Below are 21,209 nucleotides of genomic sequence, written 5' to 3' on the forward strand. Positions count from 1 at the left end.
CGCCGCTGCCCCTAAACCCTTCGAGGTAACCCATGACTTCGGCCTCCCCACCGACAGGAACCGGGGCGTTAGCCAAACGCGAGGCGCGTCTGGCCTGGACGCTGCTGGCTCCGACCATCATCAGTGTGTCGCTGGTTGTGATCCTGCCTTTGCTGGCGATCTTCTGGATCAGCTTCAAGCCCTTCACCCTGTCTGACCTGCGCCCGCCTGCTCCGGTCGTGCGTGAAAGCCTGCGCGGATCGGGTGATGATCTGCGGATCGAATACCGCCTACGCAACTCTAGTCAGGATATTGCGATCGATGGCGTGACAGTCAGGGATGTCCTGCCCGATGGCGTCACGACACTCGGCGACGTTGCAGCCCCCTGTGTATTGAACGGGCAAGAGCTGTTCTGCGACTTTGGTACGCTGGAAGGCGGCGAGCGCGAGCGTATTCGCATTCCCGTTGCGGTCGATGGCGACCCGGACGCCTTTGAAGATCTCGTTGAAGGGTCTGAACCAACGGTCACCGGCAGCGGTCCCAGCGTTCTGACAAACTTTGAGTTCAGCCTGGAGAACTTCGCCCGTGTGTTTGACGGCGACGAGTTCTGGGGCGTGCTTTGGGTCACCCTGTTCTACACCGTCTTTGGCACCATCGGCGCCTTGATCATGGGCCTGTTCGCCGCCTTGCTGCTGAACAAAAGCTTCCAGGGGCAGGGCTTCATCCGGGGTCTTTATCTGTTCCCCTACGTGGCGCCCGTCATTGCTGTGGCCTTCACTTGGGTGACGCTGTTCGACCCCTTCTCGGGCTCGGCCAATGCCTTGCTGGTGCAGATGGGGCTGAGCAGCGAGCCGATCAACTTCTTCGGGGAACGCCCGTTGGCGCTAATCATGGTCACCGTCTTTGAAATCTGGCGCTACTTCCCGCTGTCCTTCCTGTTCATTCTGGCGCGGATGCAATCCATCGACTCCAGCATGTATGAAGCGGCGGATATGGATGGCGCGTCACCGTTCCAGAAGTTCTGGCTGCTGAGCATTCCGCAATTGCTGGGCATCCTGTCGGTCCTGTTCCTGCTGCGCTTCATTTGGACGTTCAACAAGTTCGACGACATCTTCCTGCTGACCGGAGGCAACGCGGGCACCCGCACGCTGACTGTGAATGTCTATGAACAGGCCTTTGCGGTGTCGAACATCGGGGCGGGCGCGGCAGTGGCCGTGGTGATCCTGATGTGCCTGATCGCCTTCAGCTTTGTCTTCTTCAAATTCATCAGCCGTGAGGAGGGTCTGTGATGCGCCAAGGGTATATCACTGGCCCGATCCTGGGCGCGCTGTGGCTGGTGGTGATTGCTACCACCATCGCGGTCACCATGTCCTTCGCCACGGGCGCGGCCTTCCGTCCGCAGGTTCTGCTGAGCCTGTTCTGGGGCGCGTTGGCTGGTCTGGCGTATGTCCGCTTTCCCGCTCGTCATGCCTCGGCGCGTCTGGGAGTGTCGGCCCTTTTGGGTCTGACCTGCCTGACAGGCTTTGGCCCGGTTCTGATCGGCTCGGACACAACGCTGCTCGCGCTATCGGTCACCGTGGTTTCGATCGCCGTGGTGATGCATCTTTCGATGGCTGAAATCCTGAAAGAGCTGCCCTTTGGCGAACTGACCCGTCACGAGTTCGAAGACGCCGTGATCCGGTTCTGTACCGGTTTCGGCTATATCTTCTTCACGGCCATCGTGGTCATCCCCTTCTACGTGATGGTGATGACCAGCTTGAAATCGCAGCAGGCGCTGTTGCAGAACCCGCTGGATTTCTCGCTGGATCTGGATCAGGGTTGGGCGCTATTCCGCAGCTATACGGAACTGTTCCGCGACTTCAATTTCGGCTCGTACCTGTGGACATCCTTCTACGTCTCGGTTCTGACGGTCTTCATCACACTGGCCTTCAGCATTCCGGGGGCCTATGCGGTCGCGCGGTTCCGGTTCAAAGGGCAAAAGGCGTTCTCGCGCTCGATCCTGCTGATCTACATGGTGCCGATGATCGTTCTGGCGCTGCCGATCTATATCGCGTTCTCGCTGACCGGCCTGCGCAACTCGATCCTGGGCATCGTCATGATCTACCCGGTCACCACGATCCCGGTCGCGCTGTACATGCTGCAGGGGTATTTCCGTGGACTCCCGACCGAGGTGGAAGAGGCTGGCTTGATGGATGGTCTCTCGCGCTTGGCGGTGATCTGGAAGATCACCCTGCCGCTCAGCCTGCCGGCGCTGGCTTCGGTGTCGCTCTATGTCTTCATGATCGCCTGGAACGAATTCCTACTGGCCTTCATGCTGCTGGACGATCCCTCGAAATTCACTCTAACCCGAGGCGTCACAATGCTGAACTCCTCGGAAATCCCTCGCCAACATCTCATGGCTGGCGCGGTGATTGCCACCGTTCCAATCATGGCCCTGTTCCTGGGGCTTGAACGTTTCATGACCAAAGGCCTGACAGCAGGCTCGGTCAAAGGATGACAGAAATGAACCACTTTACTTCGCCGACAGAGTCAGCACGCAATATCCTGGTCGCCAATGATCGGGGTGGCTATACGATCCCGACCAGCGGGCTCTATCCCTACCAATGGAACTGGGACAGCGCGATCGCCGCGCTTGGCTTTGCCGAGTTCGATATCGACCGCGCCTGGACCGAGCTTGAGACGCTGTTCTCGGGCCAGTGGGAGGACGGCATGGTCCCCCACATCCTGTTCCACAAAACGGATCCGGGCTATTTCCCAGGGCCGGATGTCTGGGGCGGCATCGGGCCGATTGCCTCCTCTGGCGTAACCCAGCCACCGCTGGCGGCTACCATGGCCCGGCGGGTATGGGAGAAAGACCGCGCGGCTGGTGAAGCCCGCCTCCGCGCCCTGTTCCCCGCTATGCTGGCCTGGCATCGGTGGTTCATGACATGGCGTCTCGATGACCACGACGCGGTTTGCACCACCCACCCTTGGGAGGCTGGGCGCGACAATGCACCGGACTGGGACGACGCAATGGCGAGCATTGATGCCTCAGACGTGGGCGAATACCAGCGTCGCGACACTAGCCACGTCAACAGCGCCGACAGGCCCACCAAATACGACTATGACCGCTACATCAAACTGGTTCAGATTGGGCGTGAAGCGGGCTGGGATCAGCAGCAATTGCTAGAGAAGAACCCGTTCCGCGTCGCCGATCCGACGATGAGTTTCACAACTCTACGCGCCGCCCGCGATCTGCTGGCGATCAGCGAGGAATTGGGGATCAGGGCCGAAGGCTTCGCTGATGACGTGGACCGGCTCGAGGCGGGCGCAAAGTCACTGTGGAACGAGGCTTTGGGCACCTTTGACTCCCGAAATGCGCATACGGGCAAATGGGCTGAAAGCGTCTCAAATGCAAGCTATCTGTGTTGGTATGCAGGCATCGAATCCCAGCAAATGCTGGACCGTTTGAAAACTGTTTTGACCACGGTCCCGCACCCAATCCCTAGCTATGATCACAAATCGCCCAAGTTTGACGAGCGCCGATATTGGCGAGGGCCAACATGGGCATTTATGAACATGCTGACGGGGTTCGGTCTGAAGGATATGGGCCACGGGGTTGAGGCCGAAGCACTACGCCTGAAAACCGGTCGTCTGATCGCTGGCCACGGCTTTGCCGAATATTACGACCCGATTACCGGCAGTCCTGCCGGGGGCAACTCGTTCACATGGACCGCTGCCGTCTGGCTGCATTGGGCAGGGAGGAACTGATGGGCAGCATAGAGCTCAATTCCGTCGAAAAATGGTTCGGCGAAGTGCAGGTGATCAAGGGCATCGATCTAAAGATCGAAGAGGGTGAGTTCGTCGTCTTCGTTGGCCCGTCGGGTTGTGGTAAATCAACCCTGTTGCGGATGATCGGTGGGCTGGAGGACATCTCGCGCGGGTCTCTTTTGATCAATGGGGATGACGTTACTGACAACCCGCCCTCGAAGCGCGGGCTGACCATGGTGTTCCAGTCCTATGCTCTGTATCCACACCTGACGGTGGCCGAAAATATGGGGTTCTCGCTGAAAGTGGCGGGCGTATCCAAGGGCGAGATTGCCGAACGAGTGGGCAAAGCCGCCGAGGTGCTCAAGCTGGAATCCTATTTGGAGCGCAAACCTAAAGACCTGTCCGGCGGTCAGCGTCAGCGCGTGGCGATCGGTCGGTCCATTGTGCGTGACCCCACCGCATTCCTGTTCGATGAACCGCTATCCAACCTGGACGCCGCTCTTAGGGTCGAGATGCGGTATGAGATTGCCAAGCTTCACCAGAGCCTGAACCGCACCATGATCTATGTGACTCATGATCAGGTCGAAGCGATGACACTGGCTGATCGTATCGTGGTGCTGGAATTCGGCAAGATTGCACAGGTCGGGACCCCACGCGAACTATACGAACGCCCCGCCAACTTGTTCGTGGCGCAGTTCATCGGCAGTCCGAAAATGAACGTCATTCCCTGCACTGTTTCCGGCGATCAGTTCCAGCTAGAGAACGGTGGAGGCGGCCCGTTTGATCGGACTGGTACAGCCACGATGCTGGGCATCCGTCCGGAACATATCAGTGTGGTCGAACCTGGCTCGGGTCACAGCGACGGCAAAGTTGAGGTGGTCGAGTATCTTGGCGCAGATATGTTCATCATCGTCGATTGCGGGTTTGATGAGAAGGTGACGGTTCGCCTTGGCGGGGACACGCAGATCAAAGCCGGAGCGCAAATCGGCTTGTATTTTGCACCCGAGAAACTGCAATTTTTCGACGCGGCAGGGCAGACAATCAGTCCCCGATGAACGGGTGTGACACCATTGAGAAGTTTTGTTCGGGTTGACGAAAATACTGCTCTGCCCGGTGGCCTTGTTGCACAAATGAGTCTCGAGTTAACTGTTTGAATCTAGGATGGTGGCTGTTGGCATGAGCAGTTTGGCCCCGACGAAGTTCAAGGCCAGAAACTGGCCTCCGTATAACACAGCATTGAAGCAGCGCGTATCGCCGTCCATTGATTTGTTCTCGAGATGGTATGGCTCCCGCCGCCGCGCGGTGCGCGATCATGACAAGGGTTGCTGTCACGACGAAGAGCATTGTGAGCAGTACTCGCTTGACCATTCGAATAAGAAGCATTGCGTAAACAAGTTCAGCGTCAATTGTGGAAGAGTCGACAATATCCGTAACAATATTCAGCACGACTAAATCAGTTTAGTTAATCGCAGCCCCGTATGGTTAGTCGCAACCCTTGGTCGATGCGAACCAGTTTAAAATGCAAGCTCCTCTTACAACTCAATTTTCTAGCCGATCAGTTTCCGATTTCGCATTTGGAGCGAGCGGCAGGGTTGCTGGCTGCGCCTGTAGAGTCGTGAAGATAGAAAGAAGGTCGGCAAAGGGCCACTGGTGTTATTGGCAGTGTGCGCCAAAAAATTGCCCAAAGAAACGGTTTTCACGCGAGAACTGTACGAAGTTCCACACGTTTCACCGTGCGAAAGTGGTGCAGTGTCAACGGCTCCAAATGCTACCCAGAGCGCCGCAGGGGGCGGCATTTGATTGACATTTTGGGGATTTTGGCGCAAAATAACAGCATATTTTATTAACATTAACCCTATTTGAAATTTGCATATCACACTTGGTCGCAATTAGTGCAAAGCGTCCTTTTTGGCGCAATTCCCAAGTGAAATCAGCAGAAGTTCATATTTAAATCGGAGGCTTGTTTCAGCTATGCCTAGTCACTTTCAATTTGTTTTCGGTCGTGTCACTCAGAAGGAAAACGGCCAACCCGTACACGGACTACTGGTCAAGATTCGCGCCGTTTTTGGCAACGCCTGGCACAAGCGAGATGACTGTAAGATCGACTTGGGGTGTGTATTGACGGCCGCTGATGGCCGATTTGTGCTCACAGTAGATCCGTCGAAAATCCCTGAGGATTGCCGATGTGAAGGCCCCATGGAACTTCGGATGAAGCTGCGCGATCGCGAAGGAAGGCGTATTCACAAGGCCCGGCACAAGGTGGACGACTGTTCCTGCAGCGAAGGCATCAATTTCGATGTTGCCGTTCCGGCAGAAGAGCTCATCTGCCACCTGAACCGCCCGTTAAGCTGGGTTGCACCCGACAAGCCGTTTTTGCCAGACAGTATCTTGGATGACATAGAGGAAGCACTCGAGCTCGTGGATGCCGGGCGGTTGCAGCGAAAGCGCGTGGACCTCTCTGAATGCGTTCGCCCAACGCTTGCGATCTTCGGCAATGCACTTGATGACGCATGGCATGTTCTGAAGGGAAATATTGCTGCCAAGGGGCGATTTGTGGATGTGCTCAATGCCCTTTGCGCCACGTCGCCAATGGGTTGCGGCTGCAATGGCGCGTCCGGCGAGGATGCTGGCAGCGTGTTGCAGGATATTTTTGACGAAGATTGCAATAACGACGACTGCAAACCGGTCAAATCCAAAAATGAGTCCGCCTGCTGTTCCGACCATGTCTGCCCGACGGGAAAATCCCTGATTGCCGACGAAGACATGAGCCTGATGGTTTTCGCTGCGATGCATGTGTCCTGCGGTCACCGACCAACAATGGTCAAATATGTCGGCGCGTTGTTGGAGCAACTATGTCGTTTCCAAGTGTTAACCGCGCTACACGAAGCAGCCGTCAACCTGATCTGCAAAAAGCCTCATTCAGAGCGGCACTTTGTTGATCTGTTGGCATACGTGCTGTGTATCTGCACCGATCAGGCCCACTGCGGTCAGGTGCCTAGCTGTCACCTTTGTGTCCGCCAGCCCATTTTGGATTGCATCACAGATGCCTATCGGAACTGGTGCAGTATCGACTGTTACACCGTGACCGAGATCAACCCCGAGCGTGCTTGCCCCGGTGATACTGTCGCTATTTGCGGATGCGGCTTCGGCGATATTGCTGGGAAAGTGCAGTTCACTCAGCATGGAACGATGAATCCCGGCCCGATCGTGGAGCCGACCTCGTGGTCGGACAAACGCATCTGCGTGGTCGTGCCCACCAGTGCGGGGTGCGGATTGACGATCATCCCGCCTGCTCAGACCATCAACGTCTGTGATCGTTTTCTGGACTACCGCATAAGCGGAAAGATGTTGGCTGAGTTCGAAGGCACAAGCGCTGATATCCTCAAGTTCATCGTCAAAGGGCATCAAGATGACGACTGTCTGTTGCCTGGCGAGGTCCTCAAAATCCGCTGGAAAGTTTGTGCCGCAGACACTGTGACAGTTCGCATCGTGAACACCGAGACCGGTGCTGTTATTGCACAGATTGCACCGGCCCCTGATCTGGGGCGTTGGGACTTTGATCAAACCGATTTCAATCAGACGACAAAGGTACGTGTCGAAATCGTCGCGACCGGGCTATGCAAACCAGCTACCGTCAGTCAGGGTCTGGACCTCGTTTTCCAGAACCCGCCGGACCTGTCCATCGACGGGATAGAAGTAACGCAGGCGATTCAGTATTACCGTGCCGCCCAGCATCTGACGGATCCCGCCGATCGGGGCCCAGACAACTCGTTGCAACTGGTGGCCAATAAATCGGCTTGGGTTCGGACATATTTGCGTAGCGGACAGGATCCGAGTTTCGACAACGGGCAGCTCGGCAATGTCGGCGGTACCCTTCAAGTGGAACGCCGGGTCGGCGGAGCTTGGTCCACGGTGGCCAATATCCCTCCGTTCAATGCCCCAATGACGGCCCAGGATAGTTTTTCCAGCTATGACGCAGAGCGGCGCGATATCGATGCGACTCTGAACTTCATCATCCCGGCCAATGTTATGACAGGGCTATTGCGTCTTTCGATCACCGTCTCTTCGCCGGATGATTGCTATGGCGGTAGTGACACAGCCCAACAGCTTGTCGATGTCGACCTTGAGCAAGAGTTGCGCGTTGCAGCCGTAACGATCGGCTATCAAGGCCCGCCAATGGGCGGCGGAGCAAATATTACGTTGCCAGCACCTAACGCAGCACAGGTGGCCGCGGACACCAGTTTTGCGCTTCGGGTCTTCCCTGTGGGCAGTACACCCAACGTGCGGATCATCGACAGTCAGACCACAACGCAGGGGCTGACAAACAATATGTTCCCGGCAGGCGGATGCGATCCCAACTGGACACCAATCCTGAATTTCGTGGCCAATGCGCGCACGAATGACGGCAATCAGGGCGACTGGCTTTACTATGGTTTGGTGAATGCGGCGATCCCGCGTTCGCATGGCAATACAGGATGTGCTAGCGGCGGCAACGGTGCTGGCCTGTCCAACAATCCGGTCACGCTCGCGCATGAATTGGGCCATCAGGCGGGCTTGCCGCATGCCCCATGCGGTGCGGTTGGCACACCAAACGCGAGCTATCCGCTGTACGAGCCCTACGATACCGGTATGACAACAACCAATTCCAGCGGCAATACAGTCTATTCAGATGCGAGCATTGGTGAATACGGTCTCGACACAAATGACGGGACCATACACCGACCGGCAAACAGCGAGGATCTGATGGGCTATTGCGGCCCGCGTTGGGTTTCGATCTTTACTCATAACTACATGCTGAACCGCGCCGAATTTGACCCGGTTGCACTGGCAACGGGCGTCTCTGGCGGCAATGCGACAGGGGCAGGTGACATGGAAGTCGACCGACAAGACCAAATACGTCCATTCGTGACGATTGTCGGGGCGGTTGACAAAGACATGCAAGCATCGGTCGCAAGCCTCGTGCGAGTCCCAACGCGACCCCTGAGGATGTCTGGCGCGCGCACTGATCTTGTCATCCAATTGCTCGCAGACAATGACGAGGTGATCTCATCTGCGCCCGTCTTCACTATGGATACGCACGACGCCAATGGTGATGGCTGCGGTTGCGGCGGAGGCGGCAAAAAGGATCCGGCTGAACCGCCCTACAACTTTATTGCGGCAATGGGTGATGTCGACCTCGGAACTGCAATTCGAATTTGCCAGGGCGATACGACCCTATGGGAACGCAAACGCCCGGCGCGGCCCATTCAACTAGCATCGGCCGAAGCCAGTATTGGCAAATCTGGTCTCAAGGTCTCCTGGAAAACGAATGGAGCCAAACGAGGCTATGCCCCTGATATCTGGCTGCAATGGTCCGCTGATGGCGAACGTTGGAACGGCCTGACAGTTGGCGTGACGGGCAACTCTGGCGAGATCGACCCAGCCATTATCCCTGCCGACAAAGTTAGGATCAGGGTTCTGGCGCATGACGGCTATTCCACCGCGACGGCCGACACCAATCCAGTTAAACTGCCCGCGGTCCCGCCAGAGCTTGCCATCATTCATCCCTTGGAGGGTCAGGTGGTGCGTGCAGACCGACCGCTACACCTCTGGGGCACATTCACAGGGCGAACCGCAGTAAAATCTGTTGAATGGTATCTGGACGGTAAAAAGGTCGCGAAAGATCTGGATGCCTGGGTCGACGCACTCAAACCGGGTGAGCATGTGGCGGAATTGCGCGCAAAAGGTGCGAACCCGGTAGCCGTCAAGTTTTCTACAGGTGCCCGCTAGTGGACCACTTTTGATGTGCTGCAAAACGTAATGCTCCAATGATCGCATACAGAGCTGACGCCTGAAGCTTTGCAAGCGTTGGCCCTCTATGGATTCCGTCGCGCGGATCAGAACGCCGGCGGGTTGGCCCGATCCTTTTACGTCTAAAACGCGCTCGTCCGTTTTCTGTTTTCAGAAAGCAGCGGCGCTGCGTCTGTGCCGGCATCAAAGCTCTGGAATTGGGCGTTATTACTCAAGGAGGCCGTAGCGAGAAGCGATTTGCTGCAGTTGAGCCAAAGTCTCCAGCCGTGTCAAAAGCTAACTTTGGCGTTGTTGTTTGAGGGAGAGGTACCCGAAGACGCCCCTCAGTTCGAGCTCAAATTCGCTACGGTTTCAGATGTTCTCTGATTGCCGCAATACCTGCTTCGGCACAGATGTCGTCGAATTCCTTGCCATTTGCATCCTCGCCCGGAGACCCCGCAATTCCGATGCCGCCGATGACGGCGCCTTCGTAGACGATCGGGATGCCTCCCGAAAGGGTAATCAGGCCGATTTCATTGAAGACCGCACCCAACGTGGGCTCATGCTCATTTTCGGCCTCAATCACCGAGGTCGCTTCGCGGCGTGACGCAGCCGTGATTGCCTTGCGGCTGCTGGTGTGGATGGTGTGTGGAAACGCGCCTTCGCGCATCAGTTGGACACGCGGCTGCGCGCGTTGGTCCACAACGGTGACCGTTGTGGCAAACCCCATATCTGCGCAGGTCTGGGACGCAACCGTGGCGGCAGTCTGCGCCCATTCGAGTGGGATGCTCATTTCCACATAAGGATCGGCGTACACAGCGCTGGTCAGCAAAGCAGAAGACGCGCAGAGGGCTTGGGTAAACACATTCATTTTGGTGTCCTTTTCAGGGAGGTTGCAAGGATTGCAGTTGTTTCGTGCTGGGATCAGGCCGCTGCGGACCAGCTTCACACGATACGCGGTCAACGACTTCGTTGACTGAGAAGGCCTTTGAAGACGTCCGGACCTTGACCGTCGGGATCTTCGTCGTCTGTTTCACCGGGGTCATCGCTGGGGTCATTGTCGGTCCAGGAGGAGAGGATCTCACCAGTCTCTGGATCAAGGTGGAATTCGATTTCGTCTCCGGTGTCGTTGATGACTTCGATGTCGATCACAACGTCACCATTGGAGCGCTCCAGCGCGATTTCTGCGATTGTGCCGGGCTGCTCTTCAAGTGCGATCGCAATGGCCTCGTTAAATGTCAGCGAAGACGCCAGAGGTGCCTGGTCGGCCGCCAATTGGGCGCTGCTTGCCGTGCATAGCAGACCAAACGCCACCGCGCTTGCCGTTAAAACCGCTCCATTTTTCATGCGTGATTTTCCTTGTTTCCTGCAAAGCGTTGCATTCCGCTTGCAACACCAATTTAGGGAGCCGTGCTGTCTGCGACTTTGCCTGAAGATGACAGTTTGGTTAGGTTCAAGAGTTCCTGAGGGCTGTATTTGACCACAGGTGAAAACGAAGGAAGGTCTCGTGTTCAGGTCGCCTCAGGTACCTCCGGCCTTTCTCTTTTCAGAGCTGACGCGCTTTTGGCATGCTTCACTGAATCCGTTGCCGTGTTTTCAGGCGGCAGGTAATCATCGCGGCAGATGCGAAGTGACCTGCGCTGTCCAAATGCCAAACCAGGTACCACAAGCGGGAGTTCTTCAACCGAAAGTGCGAGCCGTTTTAGCTTGGCGGCAATCCAAGACGTGTTACGAAAAATCTTGGTTGTTCGGTGTTGTTTATCTTGCTTACCAAAGCTTGCATGTGGATCGAAAACGTCAAGCTGCACAGCCTGACAGGGTTCAATCTGCAATTGACGCATCCAGCGTCTAGTCCACAGAAAGGCTTCTAGCATGCGATAGCCGTTTGCTTCGCGAAGCAACCTCTGAGCGGCCTTTTGTCCCAGAACATAGGCCGCGGCGCCGCGTTTGTTTTTGAAGATGCGATGCGCTGCAACCTTCAGACCGGCGTTTCGCCAAACCGGAGATCGGCTGAGGTTGTGCTTATAGTTCGCAAATTCAAGATCATAGACACAGCTCCAATCATCTCGACGCCTCTCGATATAGTCGAGAACGCCTTTGAAACGTTCAGAGAGCAATACATCGTCTTCAAGGACGCAAACCTGTTCCGTCTGCTCTGAAACGATTTCCCATGCGCGCCAGTGCGAGAAGGTGCACGCCACATCTTGCGCCCGGATCCCTCTGGTCCAATCGTTGGCTGCGTTCTGCAAGACACGTGCTGGCAAATCGTCGACAGACACAGCGTTGATAAATTCCAGCTCCAAGCCCAGCCGCTTGGCTTGCGCCTGTTGAAACGCCCGCCGCGAGGCTTTGTTCGGCGTATTGATCACGAGTATTCGCATATTGGGCTTTCCCAGCGGAATCTAACAACGAATGAGTGGTTTTCGGCAGACCTACCGCTGGATTGGGAAAAGACGATGAAAGACAAGCCGAACACATTCTTTTTGATGTCGATGCTAGCCAACAGTGAACTGCCCCATCATCCCGCAATCCTCGTGTTCCAGAATGTGGCAATGGTACATGTATGGCGCGTTATCCGTTGCTGGATGGTCGAACCGGACCAGCACCTCGGACCACTCGTTTTCGACATGCACCATGTCCTTCCAACCCTGTGCGTAGGAGGGTGGTTCCGCACCATTCTGCGTCAGGATGCGGAAAGAACATCCGTGGATGTGGAAGGGATGCAGTTGGTCATCTGAGGCGATACGCCAGATCTCGGTGTCTCCCTTGCGAACCCGCTCATCAATACGATCCATGTTCATGGGTTGACCGTTGATCCCCATGCCGCCATCGCCACATACGTTGCCCCAAAGGGCGGCTAGGGTTGCCAGTTCCTCGCTCCCGCCCATATTTAGGTGAAAGGATCTGGTGACTGCCGCAGCCCTTGGATCCGCCGGGAGCAAGTTGGCGAGCCTGTCGGGCAACGACCCAGTGAACCCCACTTCCGCGCGCCGGTTCAGAATCAAAGCAGGGATTGAGGTGCCACCGCCGCCAAAAACCGAACCAAGTATCCCTAGCAGCCCCTCGTCCTCACCGAAACTCACTATTAGTGCATTGGTGTCGGCAGCTCTCGTATCGATCAGAACTTCATAGCGTTCACCTGGTGACATTAGGATGCTGTCCGTCTGGACCGCCGAGGCCAGAAAGCCGCCATCTGACGCGATCACGGTCAGCGGCCCGGTTTGAAGGGACAAGGTCAGAAACCGCGCATTGCAGGCGTTCAGAATGCGTAGACGTACCAAACCCTGCGGTACGGTGTGAGCCACCGGCGCGATTGCTCCGTTCACAACCAAAGTGTTGCCGGTGAAGCCTTCTTCGAACACTTCACCGGTCAGGACATAATCCATTTGGCCAGAGCCGTTGAACATCTTGTCTTGCAGGATCAGCGTAAAATCATCCACGCCGTATGTGCTGGGAAGATCGGCGGACAGGCTGGCGTCATCCTCGATCAAGAGAACGCCAGCCAAACCTGTATAGGTCTGACGCGCGGTTTTGCCATGCATGTGGGAATGGAACCAATTCATCGAGGCGGCTTGTGTGATTAGCACATCCGGAGACCAGGCTTGTTCGGGTTCGATTTCCTGATGCGGTCCGCCATCCACGTCGCCCGGTATGTGCAACCCGTGCCAATGCAAGGTCGTGACCTCATGAATCCGGTTCGTGATCTCGAAAGGGAGCGTTTGCCCCTGTTTCGCCCGCAGCACCGGGCCAAGGTAATGATGGTTGATCCCGAACGTGGAACTGCCGGCACCCGTGCCAAAGTCATGCATCCCATACAGCAGATCCAATTTGATCCTGTCGTCGATCCCACCTGTCACATCGGTAATCGGGATGATCGGCAAAGGACGAGGCGTGGCCTGCGCCTTCGCTGCGCCCGACAAAGGAAGCAATGCGGCGGAGCTTGCCGCTGCCAAGAAATTACGTCTGTTCACCTTCTTCTCCGTTGAGTGCCTAGGGACCGCCTTGGCCCCAGCATGCGCATGGAGGAATGAGGTAAGCCTACCTGCGCCGCTTGTGACACAAACAGAATCTCGGCTGCCCGGAAGATTTCTGGAACATTACCGTTTGGTAATGTTGACATAGGGCTTGATCCGAGTTTTGCGCAGAAGGATGGTGCTAAGCAGCTTTGAGGCTGCGGAATTCGATACTAACTTCCAGGCCCGGTTCGTTATTGCTCAGCGTAACATCGGCTTCGTGCAGGGTTGCAATGGCCTTTGCCGTTGCAAGCCCTAAACCGTGGCCCGCGCTGCTGCGGCTTTTGTCGCCTCTGAAAAAGCGTCTGAAAACACGCTCGTGGTCCTCGACAGGGATACCTGGACCGTCATCCGAAACGGATAGCGTCGCATTTCCATCGCTTGCATCGACGGCAACATCTATCGTAGTGCCCGCCGGACAATGGCGCAGGGCGTTTTCAAGCAAGTTCGACGCAAGCTGCAATAACAACGCCCGGTCCCCGAGCACCAGCGCTGTAGATGTTGAATGTGTTAGGCGCAGTGTCTGGTTCTGGTTTTCTGCCGAAGGCTCAAAGACTTCGAACACCGTCTCAGCAATCGCGTCGAGGTCCACTTTTTCAAACTTTGCACGCAAGTCTCCGGCCTCGACTTGCGCGATCCTAAGCAAGGCATTGAACGTCGCGATGATGTCTTCTACCTCTGCCAGAGCCGCCCCGGCTTCGGATGGGGCAGGCTGTGACTGGCCCTGCAGCCGCTCCAGCCGCTGGCGCAATCGCTGCAGGGGTGTGCGCAGATCGTGGGCGATGTCATTGGAAATTTGCTGTTGAGTTTCCAACAGGGTTTCCAGCCGACCGAGCGTAGCATTGACACTTTCCGAGACCCGACTCAAATCATCTCTGGCACCGTCCGAGATCGGGATACGTGCGTGTAGGTCACCGGTTGAAACGCGGTCCAGTGTGTTTGAGATACCGACAATGCGCTTTTCGGTTATTTTGCCGACCCAGACTCCGGCCAGCAAGCCGGCGGCAATCGCTAGTATAGACCCAATGAGCAGTGCGGAGCCCAACGCCTCGACCACCTCGCTGCCGACATGATCGCCAGTCCCTTGAATGAATTCAAACGGGCCAATACGGGTCTGGGTGAGCCAGTAGCCAGTGACCTCATCTTCATGCGCGCCGTCGATTTTAATGTCATCAACTGGGACGAACTGCACTTCGTTTCCGTTCACCGCAGCTAGGTCCATTTCCGAGATGTTTCCGGAGACAGTTCGACCGTTCTCATCTAGCAGCAGAAATATCCGTGAGTTTTCGAAGTTCACTGTTTGCAGTGCCTTGACGTGCTCGGTCAATCGGTCTGCACCGTGGTCGGCATAAACACCCTTCAAAGTTTCGGCATCTGCATGTATCTGATGAAATGTACGATCCCGGATTTCGTAGATCGACAGACGATAGGCCCCGAAAAACATCAACGCCACTAGCACCGAATAGAGCAATGCAAACTGCAGGGACAGTTTCGTCGATGTGCTGCGAAGGCCGGACCAGGGTTTTTTCATTTCAGGCGTGCAGGCTGTAGCCAAAGCCACGGACCGTGTGGATCAGATCTTTGACGAATGGTTTGTCGATCTTCTGTCGCAGGCGGCTGATATGAGTCTCGACCACGTTGGTCTTTGGGTCGAAATGGAAATCCCAAACTGCTTCCAGCAACATCGTGCGCGTCACAACCCGACCTTCGTTACGCATCAGGTGAACGAGCAGACGGTATTCCCGGGGTTGTATTGCGATCTCTTGTCCCGCGCGTGTGACCGTATGTGCGATCAGATTCACCTCAAGATCGGCGACCCTGAGTGTGGTCGGCTCGGATTGCATCGGCGGGCGCCGCGTCAGCGCCATCAGCCGCGCCGACAGTTCCGAGAACGCAAAAGGTTTGACCAGATAGTCGTCTGCACCGGCTTCCAACCCATCGATACGGTCATGAAGGTCGTTCATGGCACTAAGGAAGATGATGGGCGTTTTGACATCTGCATTGCGAATGGACTTGACCAGCGCCAGCCCGTCTAGCTTGGGAAGCATTCGGTCAACGATCATCACATCGAAATCGCTGTCCAGAGCCTGCAAGAAAGCCTGTTTACCATCAGACGCGACTTCGTAGGTGTGCCCCAGCGCACTCAAGCTAGAGCTGATGTATTCCGCCGTCTCGGCATCATCTTCGACAATAAGTACGCGCATAGCTAGGGCCCGCAAATTGGTTTTGACCACTCTATTGGATTCCCACCCTCGCCTGCCAGCACATTACCAAATTGTATAGTTGCGCCCATGATCCGAGGATTTCGAGAACCTTAGTCGGTCCCTGCACTCACAGGATGGACCCATGGTTACAATCGACCCCAGCTTTCAGGCTAACAGCGTTCGGCCTGCGCTCCTTCATACATTCAGACTCAAAACGTCTCATCGAAACGTGTTGTTCAGTTGCTTGGCTGGTTTTCTGGTCATCCGCGTTTTGCTGATCTTCTGGCTTCCTATCACGGACACCACCGAAGCCAGATACGCCGAGATCGCCCGTAAGATGTTGGAGACCGGGAACTGGATAACGCCTCAATTTGACTATGGCGTTCCGTTCTGGGCGAAGCCTCCCTTGCATACATGGGTGTCGGCGCTTGGGATGAAAATTCTTGGAGTTGGTCATTTCGGTGCGCGATTTCCGATCCTGTTGCTGAGCATGGCTACTTTGGCTGTGACTTATTTGCTGATGAGATTTCGACACGGCGCCGATCAGGCTCTGATCGCGGTTACCGTTCTAGCTTCATCGCTTTTGTTTTTCGGGGCGTCTGCCTTTGTGATGACGGATATGGCGCTTGTTCTGGGAACCACGCTCTGTATGGCCGGTTTTTTTGTCTTTGTGACTACGCCCGACCGCATTGGCTGGGGATATTTGTTTTTCTTCGGTCTGGCTGTGGGGCTGCTGGCGAAGGGACCTGTTGCGATTGTTTTGACAGGTGTCCCAATCTTCCTTTGGCTGCTGATTGGCAACCGTTGGTCCATTCTGAAACGATTGCCGTGGCGCATCGGTCTTTTGCTGACGATTGTGCTGTCTCTGCCTTGGTATCTGGCTGCCGAGGCCGCGACGCCGGGATACCTGCGATATTTCCTGATCGGAGAGCATTTTGAGCGCTTTCTGGTCTCGGGATGGCAGGGTGACCTTTACGGCAATGGACATGCCGAACCTAAAGGGATGATCTGGGTCTTCGCGTTGGGGGCGTTCTTGCCGTGGAGCTTTTTTGCAGCCGCGCTTCTAATTCGGCCACAACAAACGTCGCGACAGTTTCGAAAGGATGACAGAGGCTGGCAAAGTTATCTTCTGATTTGGTGTCTTTCACCGTTGATCCTGTTCACACCGGCGGCCAACATTCTACCCGCCTATACGCTGCCCGCGTTTCCAGCTGCTGCTTTGCTCTTGGTTTCGCTTTGGACGAAAGACGGGGCATGGGAAAATGGAGCTATGTGCACCGCCTTTATGGGTGCGTTGGTTATCAGCGGTGTCGTCTATCTGTGCCTTTCGCTTGCAATTCTTGCAATTCCTGAGCGCTTGAATTTGCGGTCAGAAAAAGAACTGATCGAACAGGCCGTCGCAATGTCACCTAAGATGCAAATGACCTATTGGGGCAGCCGCAGCTATTCCGCTGAGTTCTATTCCGCAGGAGCAGTGCGCACGACAGAGGACCCGGTTGCAATTGAGCACATGCTGTCCAACGCGATACCTGATGCTTTGGCCGTGGATCCTTATGACCTACCCGAGATCAAGCATCTATTCGGAAGCCGGTTTCAAAACCTCGGGCGCATCGGTCGCAGGCATCTGTTTGTCGAGTTTCCCAATGTGGGGGGTCGAACATGAAACAAGAGCGTATTGCGTCGTCTTATCGCTTGGCCGAAGATTTCAATCTGTGGAAAGCGCCGAGACCGGCTCTGACTATCGTTATTCCGGCACATAACGAAGAGGGAAACATCGACGAAGCAATTGTTCAGGTGCACGCCCACGTCATACGCTTGGTCGAAAGCTATGAGGTAATCCTTGTCGATGACGGCAGCACGGACTCTACACTGTCACGCGCCAAGGCTTTGGCTGTCGACTATCCACTGCGCGTTTTGCGGCTTTCACGGAACTTCGGGAAGGAACAGGCCATCATGGCGGGCCTGAGGGCCAGCCGCGGAAAGGTTGTTGTGATCGTAGACGCCGACCTGAAAGAGCCCTTATCTTGTTTGAACGACATGTGGAAGGCTCATGAAGATGGCTTTGAGATGGTCTATGCGAGTCGCGCCCATCGCGCGGATGAGCCCAGATCCAAACGGCTTTTCATACGGCTTTTCTACAAATTGTTGAACTTTGGTGCCGATATAACCATCCCTCCGGACTCGCGAGATTTTCGATTGATGGACCGACGGGTAGTCGATGCGCTTTGCGATCTATCCGAAAGCAACTGTTTCATGAAAGGACTGTATGGGTGGGTTGGATTTCACACCAAAGAAATCCGGATCGAGCTTGAGCCCCGTATGCATGGAACATCGAAGTTCCGTTTCGTTGGACTGATGCGTCTCGCCCTGACGGGACTAACGTCCTTCACAACTTGGCCGCTGAGAATGTGGACCCTAGTCGGATTTTCTATTGCGGCATTGTCCCTTCTCTATTGTGCATGGATCGCAGTCCGCACCCTTGTGTTCGGTATCGACGTCCCAGGATGGTCGACACTCGCTGCCGCGATATTCCTTCTCGGAGGCGTACAACTGGTTTCTGTAGGCATTCTCGGCGAATACGTATCAAGGGTCTTCGGTGAAGTGAAAGGCCGACCGGGTTTTATCGTTGCGGAAGATTTCAGCCCCAATCTGGACGGATCGCCATGATAACTCAAGTCTGCCGGTTTGGAGTGGTTGGAGTCATGGCCACACTGGTGCATATAGCGCTCGCCCTTTTCCTTTTCCGCCGCGGCGTTACACTTCACGTTGCGAATACTCTGGCGTTTTGCGGCGCCTTTTTGTTCGGGTTCACTGCGCACTTCTTGTTCACCTTTGCTGAGAAGTCTGCCTCAATCCTGATGGCACTGTCGCGATATTTTGTAGTCGCGGTGACGGGTTACACGCTAAATGGCGGGATACTGATCGCCGCAGAGTCGATCGGGAAAACTTCAGCTGAACCTGCCCTCTTTTTGGCTATTGTTCTTGCTGGTACACTGTCCTTCTTTCTAAGCCGAAATTGGGCATTTTGATCGTGGGATGATAGGTCGATTTTCGATCGAGACAAGGTCGCAGACTGATTTAGTGGGCTGCCGTGACGCTGTTGACAACCAAATTGGTTTAGCACGGATGGAGGCGGCGTCGTTTCTTTGTGCTTTGGTTTGAAGTCTGTATTCAGAATGCTGCCGCGAAGCATAGAAAGGGTGAGCGAACGACAGCTTTGGATCGTTCGCCTCTTTCGCCGACCTTGAAAGTTGGCGGAAAGCGAAACAACCCCTGAAATTTGGAGTACAGAGTTACGCTGAATCCGAGTGCATTTTTTGGGGGGGGAGTAACGTGGAGTTTTCCCTAAATCGTGTACGCTGCAGTACAAAGTTATGCCCGAACCTACAGATGTTTAGCGAGAGCGCCGGGCGGGTCCGGTATCCCTACTAGCCTACGAAACTAGTGTCGTTGGTTGCAATCCGGACTGATTAATCCAGAATCCTCGACGGGTCCCTTGAATTTCTGGACCGACCATTCCAAATCTAAGCCATGAGCGAAGATACTCTGATAGTTGGCGACAACAATTCGCCTGTTGGCCCGGGTCGGCCTCGTGGCTTTGATGAAGCCGAGGCTTTGGAAAAAGCCCTGTGCGTTTTTTGGCACAAGGGATATGAGACCGCATCTTTGGACGATTTGACCAAGGCCATGGGTTTGAGCAGGTCCAGCTTCTATGGAACTTTCGGCAACAAACGAGCTTTGTTTCACAAAGCCCTCAGCCACTATTCCAGGCGTGGTTTGAAAACTCTGCGTGAGGTCGCGGACACGGGCGGAGATGACCCCGTTGGTGCAATAATGGAAGCTTTGGCGAACCCGCAAGGCGGTCGTGACGGCTGCATGCTGATCAACTGCCTTACGGAGCTTGCTCCTCATGATGAGGAAGTCTCGGCTCTCGGGCGACATCATTTGGAGAGTATTGACGAGATTATTGCGAGAGCGATTGAGCCTGCGGATCCGGAACAGGCCCTCGACAAGGCGCGAGCCTTTGCCTCCCTTGCAATCGGTACATTAGCTTTACGCAAGGCGGGTGTTCCCGCGGAGCAGATATCGCAAACTCTGAAACAAGCTCGGTTGGTGATATCACCTTAGTTTCACCTAACTTAATGGTTTGAAAGTAAAAAAACTTGGCAGAAAACCGCAAACCTAATTTTGGACCAAATAGTACAAAATAATCTTATAAAAGCAAACCAAAGAAGGAAGCAGCAATGGCTGATGAAAAACTGTTCTCCGGCATCAAAGCTGGCGCAATTGAACTGAAAAACCGCGTTGTCATGGCGCCATTGACCCGCAACCGGGCAAGAGCCGAGGATGACAGCGTCCATGAATTGCAGGCCAAGTACTACGCGCAACGGGCGGGTGCTGGTCTGATCATCACGGAAGCTTCGCAAATCTCGCCCCAAGGCAAAGGCTACGCATGGACGCCCGGCATTTATTCCAAAGCACAGATCGACGGCTGGAAAAAAGTGACTGAAGCCGTCCATGCTGAGGGCGGAAAGATTGTGATCCAGCTTTGGCATGTGGGCCGAATTTCGCACAACAGCTTGCAGCAGGATGGCGGTGCCCCTGTTGCGCCATCCGCGATTGGCGCTAAGGCCAAGACCTTTGATGGTGAGCAGTTTGTTGAAACATCTGAGCCGCGTGCTCTGGCCATCGGAGAAATTGCTGGCATTGTGGACGACTATCGGAGGGCCGCAGAAAATGCCAAGGAGGCTGGTTTTGACGGTGTCGAAGTCCATGCAGCCAACGGATATCTTATTGATCAGTTTCTGCGGGACGATTCCAACAAGCGTGAAGACGAATATGGTGGTCCTGTCGAGAACAGAGCACGGTTCCTGAAAGAGGTCATGGACGCTGTTGTCGATGTGTGGGGCGCCAACCATGTCGGTGTCCGCCTCAGCCCCTTCTCGAACGCCAACAACATTTCCGACGGTGACCCACAGGCGACGTTCTCGCATGCGATCAAATTGTTGAACAGCTATGGGTTGGCCTACCTCCATCTCGTAGAGGGACAGACCGGCGGCCCGCGTGGTATTCCCGAAGGTGGCGATCTAAAGGCGCTCTATGATTTGTTCGACGGTGCGAAAATGGGTAACAACGCCTATGACCGCGAAATGGCTATTGAAGCGATTGAGATCGGAGCCGTCGACCTGGTGGCCTTTGGCCGACCGTTCATTTCCAACCCGGATCTTGTCAGTCGGTTGGAGAAAGACGCCGCGCTGAATGAGTTGGATGAATCCACCCTCTACGGCGGGAATGAAAAAGGATACACCGACTACCCGGCACTGGGAGAGGAAGCGGTTGCCGCAGAGTGATGCGTCACTCTTAGCTCCTTGGTGACAGGCAATAGCAAATAGAATTAGCGCGCCGGTTTGGGCGCGCTCTTTTCGCGGTTACGGCAATAACTTTTCTGGAAGCTGGGATTTATCACACGTCCGCGAATGGACTGGTTCCCTCC

The 21,209-nt window shown here is 55.3% G+C and carries 18 protein-coding genes and 1 pseudogene; 11 read left to right on the top strand and 8 right to left on the bottom strand.

Features of this window, described 5'->3' with window-relative positions; all coding sequences use genetic code 11:
- Positions 1–32: 32 nt before the first annotated feature.
- From ACR0AI_RS14280 to ACR0AI_RS14300, 5 genes and pseudogenes are all read left to right on the top strand, one after another.
- Positions 33–1,268: a carbohydrate ABC transporter permease gene (locus tag ACR0AI_RS14280; protein ID WP_480674969.1), complete on the top strand. Its 1,236-nt coding sequence runs from the start codon at positions 33–35 to the stop codon at positions 1,266–1,268.
- A complete protein-coding gene (locus tag ACR0AI_RS14285; RefSeq protein ID WP_425085508.1) occupies positions 1,268–2,476 on the top strand; it encodes a carbohydrate ABC transporter permease in 1,209 nt (402 codons plus the stop codon). The genes ACR0AI_RS14280 and ACR0AI_RS14285 overlap by 1 nt, the downstream gene beginning before the upstream one ends.
- Before the next feature lie 5 nt (positions 2,477–2,481).
- Complete coding sequence (locus tag ACR0AI_RS14290) at positions 2,482–3,729, top strand: MGH1-like glycoside hydrolase domain-containing protein (RefSeq protein WP_480674971.1); 1,248 nt, start codon at positions 2,482–2,484, stop codon at positions 3,727–3,729.
- Positions 3,729–4,784: an ABC transporter ATP-binding protein gene (locus tag ACR0AI_RS14295; protein WP_480674973.1), complete on the top strand. Its 1,056-nt coding sequence runs from the start codon at positions 3,729–3,731 to the stop codon at positions 4,782–4,784. The genes ACR0AI_RS14290 and ACR0AI_RS14295 overlap by 1 nt, the downstream gene beginning before the upstream one ends.
- Before the next feature lie 121 nt (positions 4,785–4,905).
- Positions 4,906–5,039 (top strand): annotated as a pseudogene (locus tag ACR0AI_RS14300) (IS5/IS1182 family transposase); the annotation flags it as partial.
- 730 nt (positions 5,040–5,769) lie between these two features.
- Here the strand turns inward: ACR0AI_RS14300 and ACR0AI_RS14305 are convergent.
- Together ACR0AI_RS14305 and ACR0AI_RS14310 are read right to left on the bottom strand one after the other, a co-directional pair.
- Positions 5,770–6,060, bottom strand: coding sequence for a hypothetical protein (locus ACR0AI_RS14305; protein ID WP_480674975.1), 291 nt, complete (start codon positions 6,058–6,060; stop codon positions 5,770–5,772).
- Between the two features lie 12 nt (positions 6,061–6,072).
- A complete protein-coding gene (locus ACR0AI_RS14310) occupies positions 6,073–6,522 on the bottom strand; it encodes a hypothetical protein (RefSeq protein WP_480674977.1) in 450 nt (149 codons plus the stop codon).
- Between ACR0AI_RS14310 and ACR0AI_RS14315 the strand changes: the two genes are divergently transcribed.
- Positions 6,493–9,498, top strand: a complete 3,006-nt coding sequence (locus ACR0AI_RS14315) for a hypothetical protein (RefSeq protein ID WP_480674979.1) — start codon at positions 6,493–6,495, stop codon at positions 9,496–9,498. The two genes, ACR0AI_RS14310 and ACR0AI_RS14315, sit on opposite strands and share 30 nt — an antisense overlap.
- 364 nt (positions 9,499–9,862) lie before the next feature.
- Here the strand turns inward: ACR0AI_RS14315 and ACR0AI_RS14320 are convergent, their stop codons facing one another.
- The 6 genes from ACR0AI_RS14320 to ACR0AI_RS14345 form a co-directional block, all read right to left on the bottom strand.
- A complete protein-coding gene (locus tag ACR0AI_RS14320; protein ID WP_480674981.1) occupies positions 9,863–10,369 on the bottom strand; it encodes a GlcG/HbpS family heme-binding protein in 507 nt (168 codons plus the stop codon).
- Between the two features lie 89 nt (positions 10,370–10,458).
- Positions 10,459–10,845 carry a PepSY domain-containing protein gene (locus ACR0AI_RS14325; protein WP_480674983.1) on the bottom strand — a complete coding sequence of 129 codons (387 nt, stop codon included), beginning with the start codon at positions 10,843–10,845 and terminating at the stop codon, positions 10,459–10,461.
- Positions 10,846–11,009: 164 nt separating this feature from the next.
- The gene (locus ACR0AI_RS14330; RefSeq protein ID WP_480701370.1) at positions 11,010–11,879 is read right to left on the bottom strand and encodes a glycosyltransferase family 25 protein; all 870 of its coding nucleotides are present in this window, start codon (positions 11,877–11,879) and stop codon (positions 11,010–11,012) included.
- Positions 11,880–11,993: 114 nt separating this feature from the next.
- Positions 11,994–13,469, bottom strand: a complete 1,476-nt coding sequence (locus ACR0AI_RS14335) for a multicopper oxidase domain-containing protein (RefSeq protein WP_480674987.1) — start codon at positions 13,467–13,469, stop codon at positions 11,994–11,996.
- 184 nt (positions 13,470–13,653) lie between these two features.
- Positions 13,654–15,042, bottom strand: coding sequence for a sensor histidine kinase (locus ACR0AI_RS14340; protein ID WP_480674989.1), 1,389 nt, complete (start codon positions 15,040–15,042; stop codon positions 13,654–13,656).
- 1 nt (position 15,043) lies between these two features.
- A complete protein-coding gene (locus ACR0AI_RS14345; RefSeq protein ID WP_480674991.1) occupies positions 15,044–15,715 on the bottom strand; it encodes a response regulator transcription factor in 672 nt (223 codons plus the stop codon).
- A 244-nt stretch (positions 15,716–15,959) separates the two neighbouring features.
- On the opposite strand from ACR0AI_RS14345, the gene ACR0AI_RS14350 reads away from it, so the two are divergent.
- From ACR0AI_RS14350 to ACR0AI_RS14370, 5 genes are all read left to right on the top strand, one after another.
- Positions 15,960–17,378: an ArnT family glycosyltransferase gene (locus ACR0AI_RS14350; RefSeq protein WP_480674993.1), complete on the top strand. Its 1,419-nt coding sequence runs from the start codon at positions 15,960–15,962 to the stop codon at positions 17,376–17,378.
- The gene (locus tag ACR0AI_RS14355) at positions 17,375–18,382 is read left to right on the top strand and encodes a glycosyltransferase family 2 protein (protein ID WP_480674995.1); all 1,008 of its coding nucleotides are present in this window, start codon (positions 17,375–17,377) and stop codon (positions 18,380–18,382) included. Before ACR0AI_RS14350 ends, ACR0AI_RS14355 begins: the two co-directional genes overlap by 4 nt.
- Complete coding sequence (locus ACR0AI_RS14360) at positions 18,379–18,744, top strand: GtrA family protein (protein ID WP_480674997.1); 366 nt, start codon at positions 18,379–18,381, stop codon at positions 18,742–18,744. The genes ACR0AI_RS14355 and ACR0AI_RS14360 overlap by 4 nt, the downstream gene beginning before the upstream one ends.
- Before the next feature lie 502 nt (positions 18,745–19,246).
- Positions 19,247–19,843, top strand: coding sequence for a TetR/AcrR family transcriptional regulator (locus ACR0AI_RS14365; protein ID WP_480674999.1), 597 nt, complete (start codon positions 19,247–19,249; stop codon positions 19,841–19,843).
- A 116-nt stretch (positions 19,844–19,959) separates the two neighbouring features.
- Entirely contained in the window at positions 19,960–21,066 is a 1,107-nt protein-coding gene (locus ACR0AI_RS14370; RefSeq protein ID WP_480675001.1) for an alkene reductase, read from the top strand.
- Positions 21,067–21,209 lie beyond the last annotated feature (143 nt).

Source organism: Ruegeria sp. BG3 (genome assembly GCF_056538485.1).

Excerpts from the sequence above, each read along its gene's own strand:
- ACR0AI_RS14280 (WP_480674969.1), top strand. The coding sequence starts at position 33 with ATGACTTCGGCCTCCCCACCGACAGGAACCGGGGCGTTAGCCAAACGC.
- ACR0AI_RS14285 (WP_425085508.1), top strand. The coding sequence starts at position 1,268 with ATGCGCCAAGGGTATATCACTGGCCCGATCCTGGGCGCGCTGTGGCTG.
- ACR0AI_RS14290 (WP_480674971.1), top strand. The coding sequence starts at position 2,482 with ATGAACCACTTTACTTCGCCGACAGAGTCAGCACGCAATATCCTGGTC.
- ACR0AI_RS14295 (WP_480674973.1), top strand. The coding sequence starts at position 3,729 with ATGGGCAGCATAGAGCTCAATTCCGTCGAAAAATGGTTCGGCGAAGTG.
- ACR0AI_RS14315 (WP_480674979.1), top strand. The coding sequence starts at position 6,493 with ATGAGCCTGATGGTTTTCGCTGCGATGCATGTGTCCTGCGGTCACCGA.
- ACR0AI_RS14310 (WP_480674977.1), bottom strand. The coding sequence starts at position 6,522 with ATGCATCGCAGCGAAAACCATCAGGCTCATGTCTTCGTCGGCAATCAG.
- ACR0AI_RS14320 (WP_480674981.1), bottom strand. The coding sequence starts at position 10,369 with ATGAATGTGTTTACCCAAGCCCTCTGCGCGTCTTCTGCTTTGCTGACC.
- ACR0AI_RS14325 (WP_480674983.1), bottom strand. The coding sequence starts at position 10,845 with ATGAAAAATGGAGCGGTTTTAACGGCAAGCGCGGTGGCGTTTGGTCTG.
- ACR0AI_RS14330 (WP_480701370.1), bottom strand. The coding sequence starts at position 11,879 with ATGCGAATACTCGTGATCAATACGCCGAACAAAGCCTCGCGGCGGGCG.
- ACR0AI_RS14340 (WP_480674989.1), bottom strand. The coding sequence starts at position 15,042 with ATGAAAAAACCCTGGTCCGGCCTTCGCAGCACATCGACGAAACTGTCC.
- ACR0AI_RS14345 (WP_480674991.1), bottom strand. The coding sequence starts at position 15,715 with ATGCGCGTACTTATTGTCGAAGATGATGCCGAGACGGCGGAATACATC.
- ACR0AI_RS14355 (WP_480674995.1), top strand. The coding sequence starts at position 17,375 with ATGAAACAAGAGCGTATTGCGTCGTCTTATCGCTTGGCCGAAGATTTC.
- ACR0AI_RS14360 (WP_480674997.1), top strand. The coding sequence starts at position 18,379 with ATGATAACTCAAGTCTGCCGGTTTGGAGTGGTTGGAGTCATGGCCACA.
- ACR0AI_RS14365 (WP_480674999.1), top strand. The coding sequence starts at position 19,247 with ATGAGCGAAGATACTCTGATAGTTGGCGACAACAATTCGCCTGTTGGC.
- ACR0AI_RS14370 (WP_480675001.1), top strand. The coding sequence starts at position 19,960 with ATGGCTGATGAAAAACTGTTCTCCGGCATCAAAGCTGGCGCAATTGAA.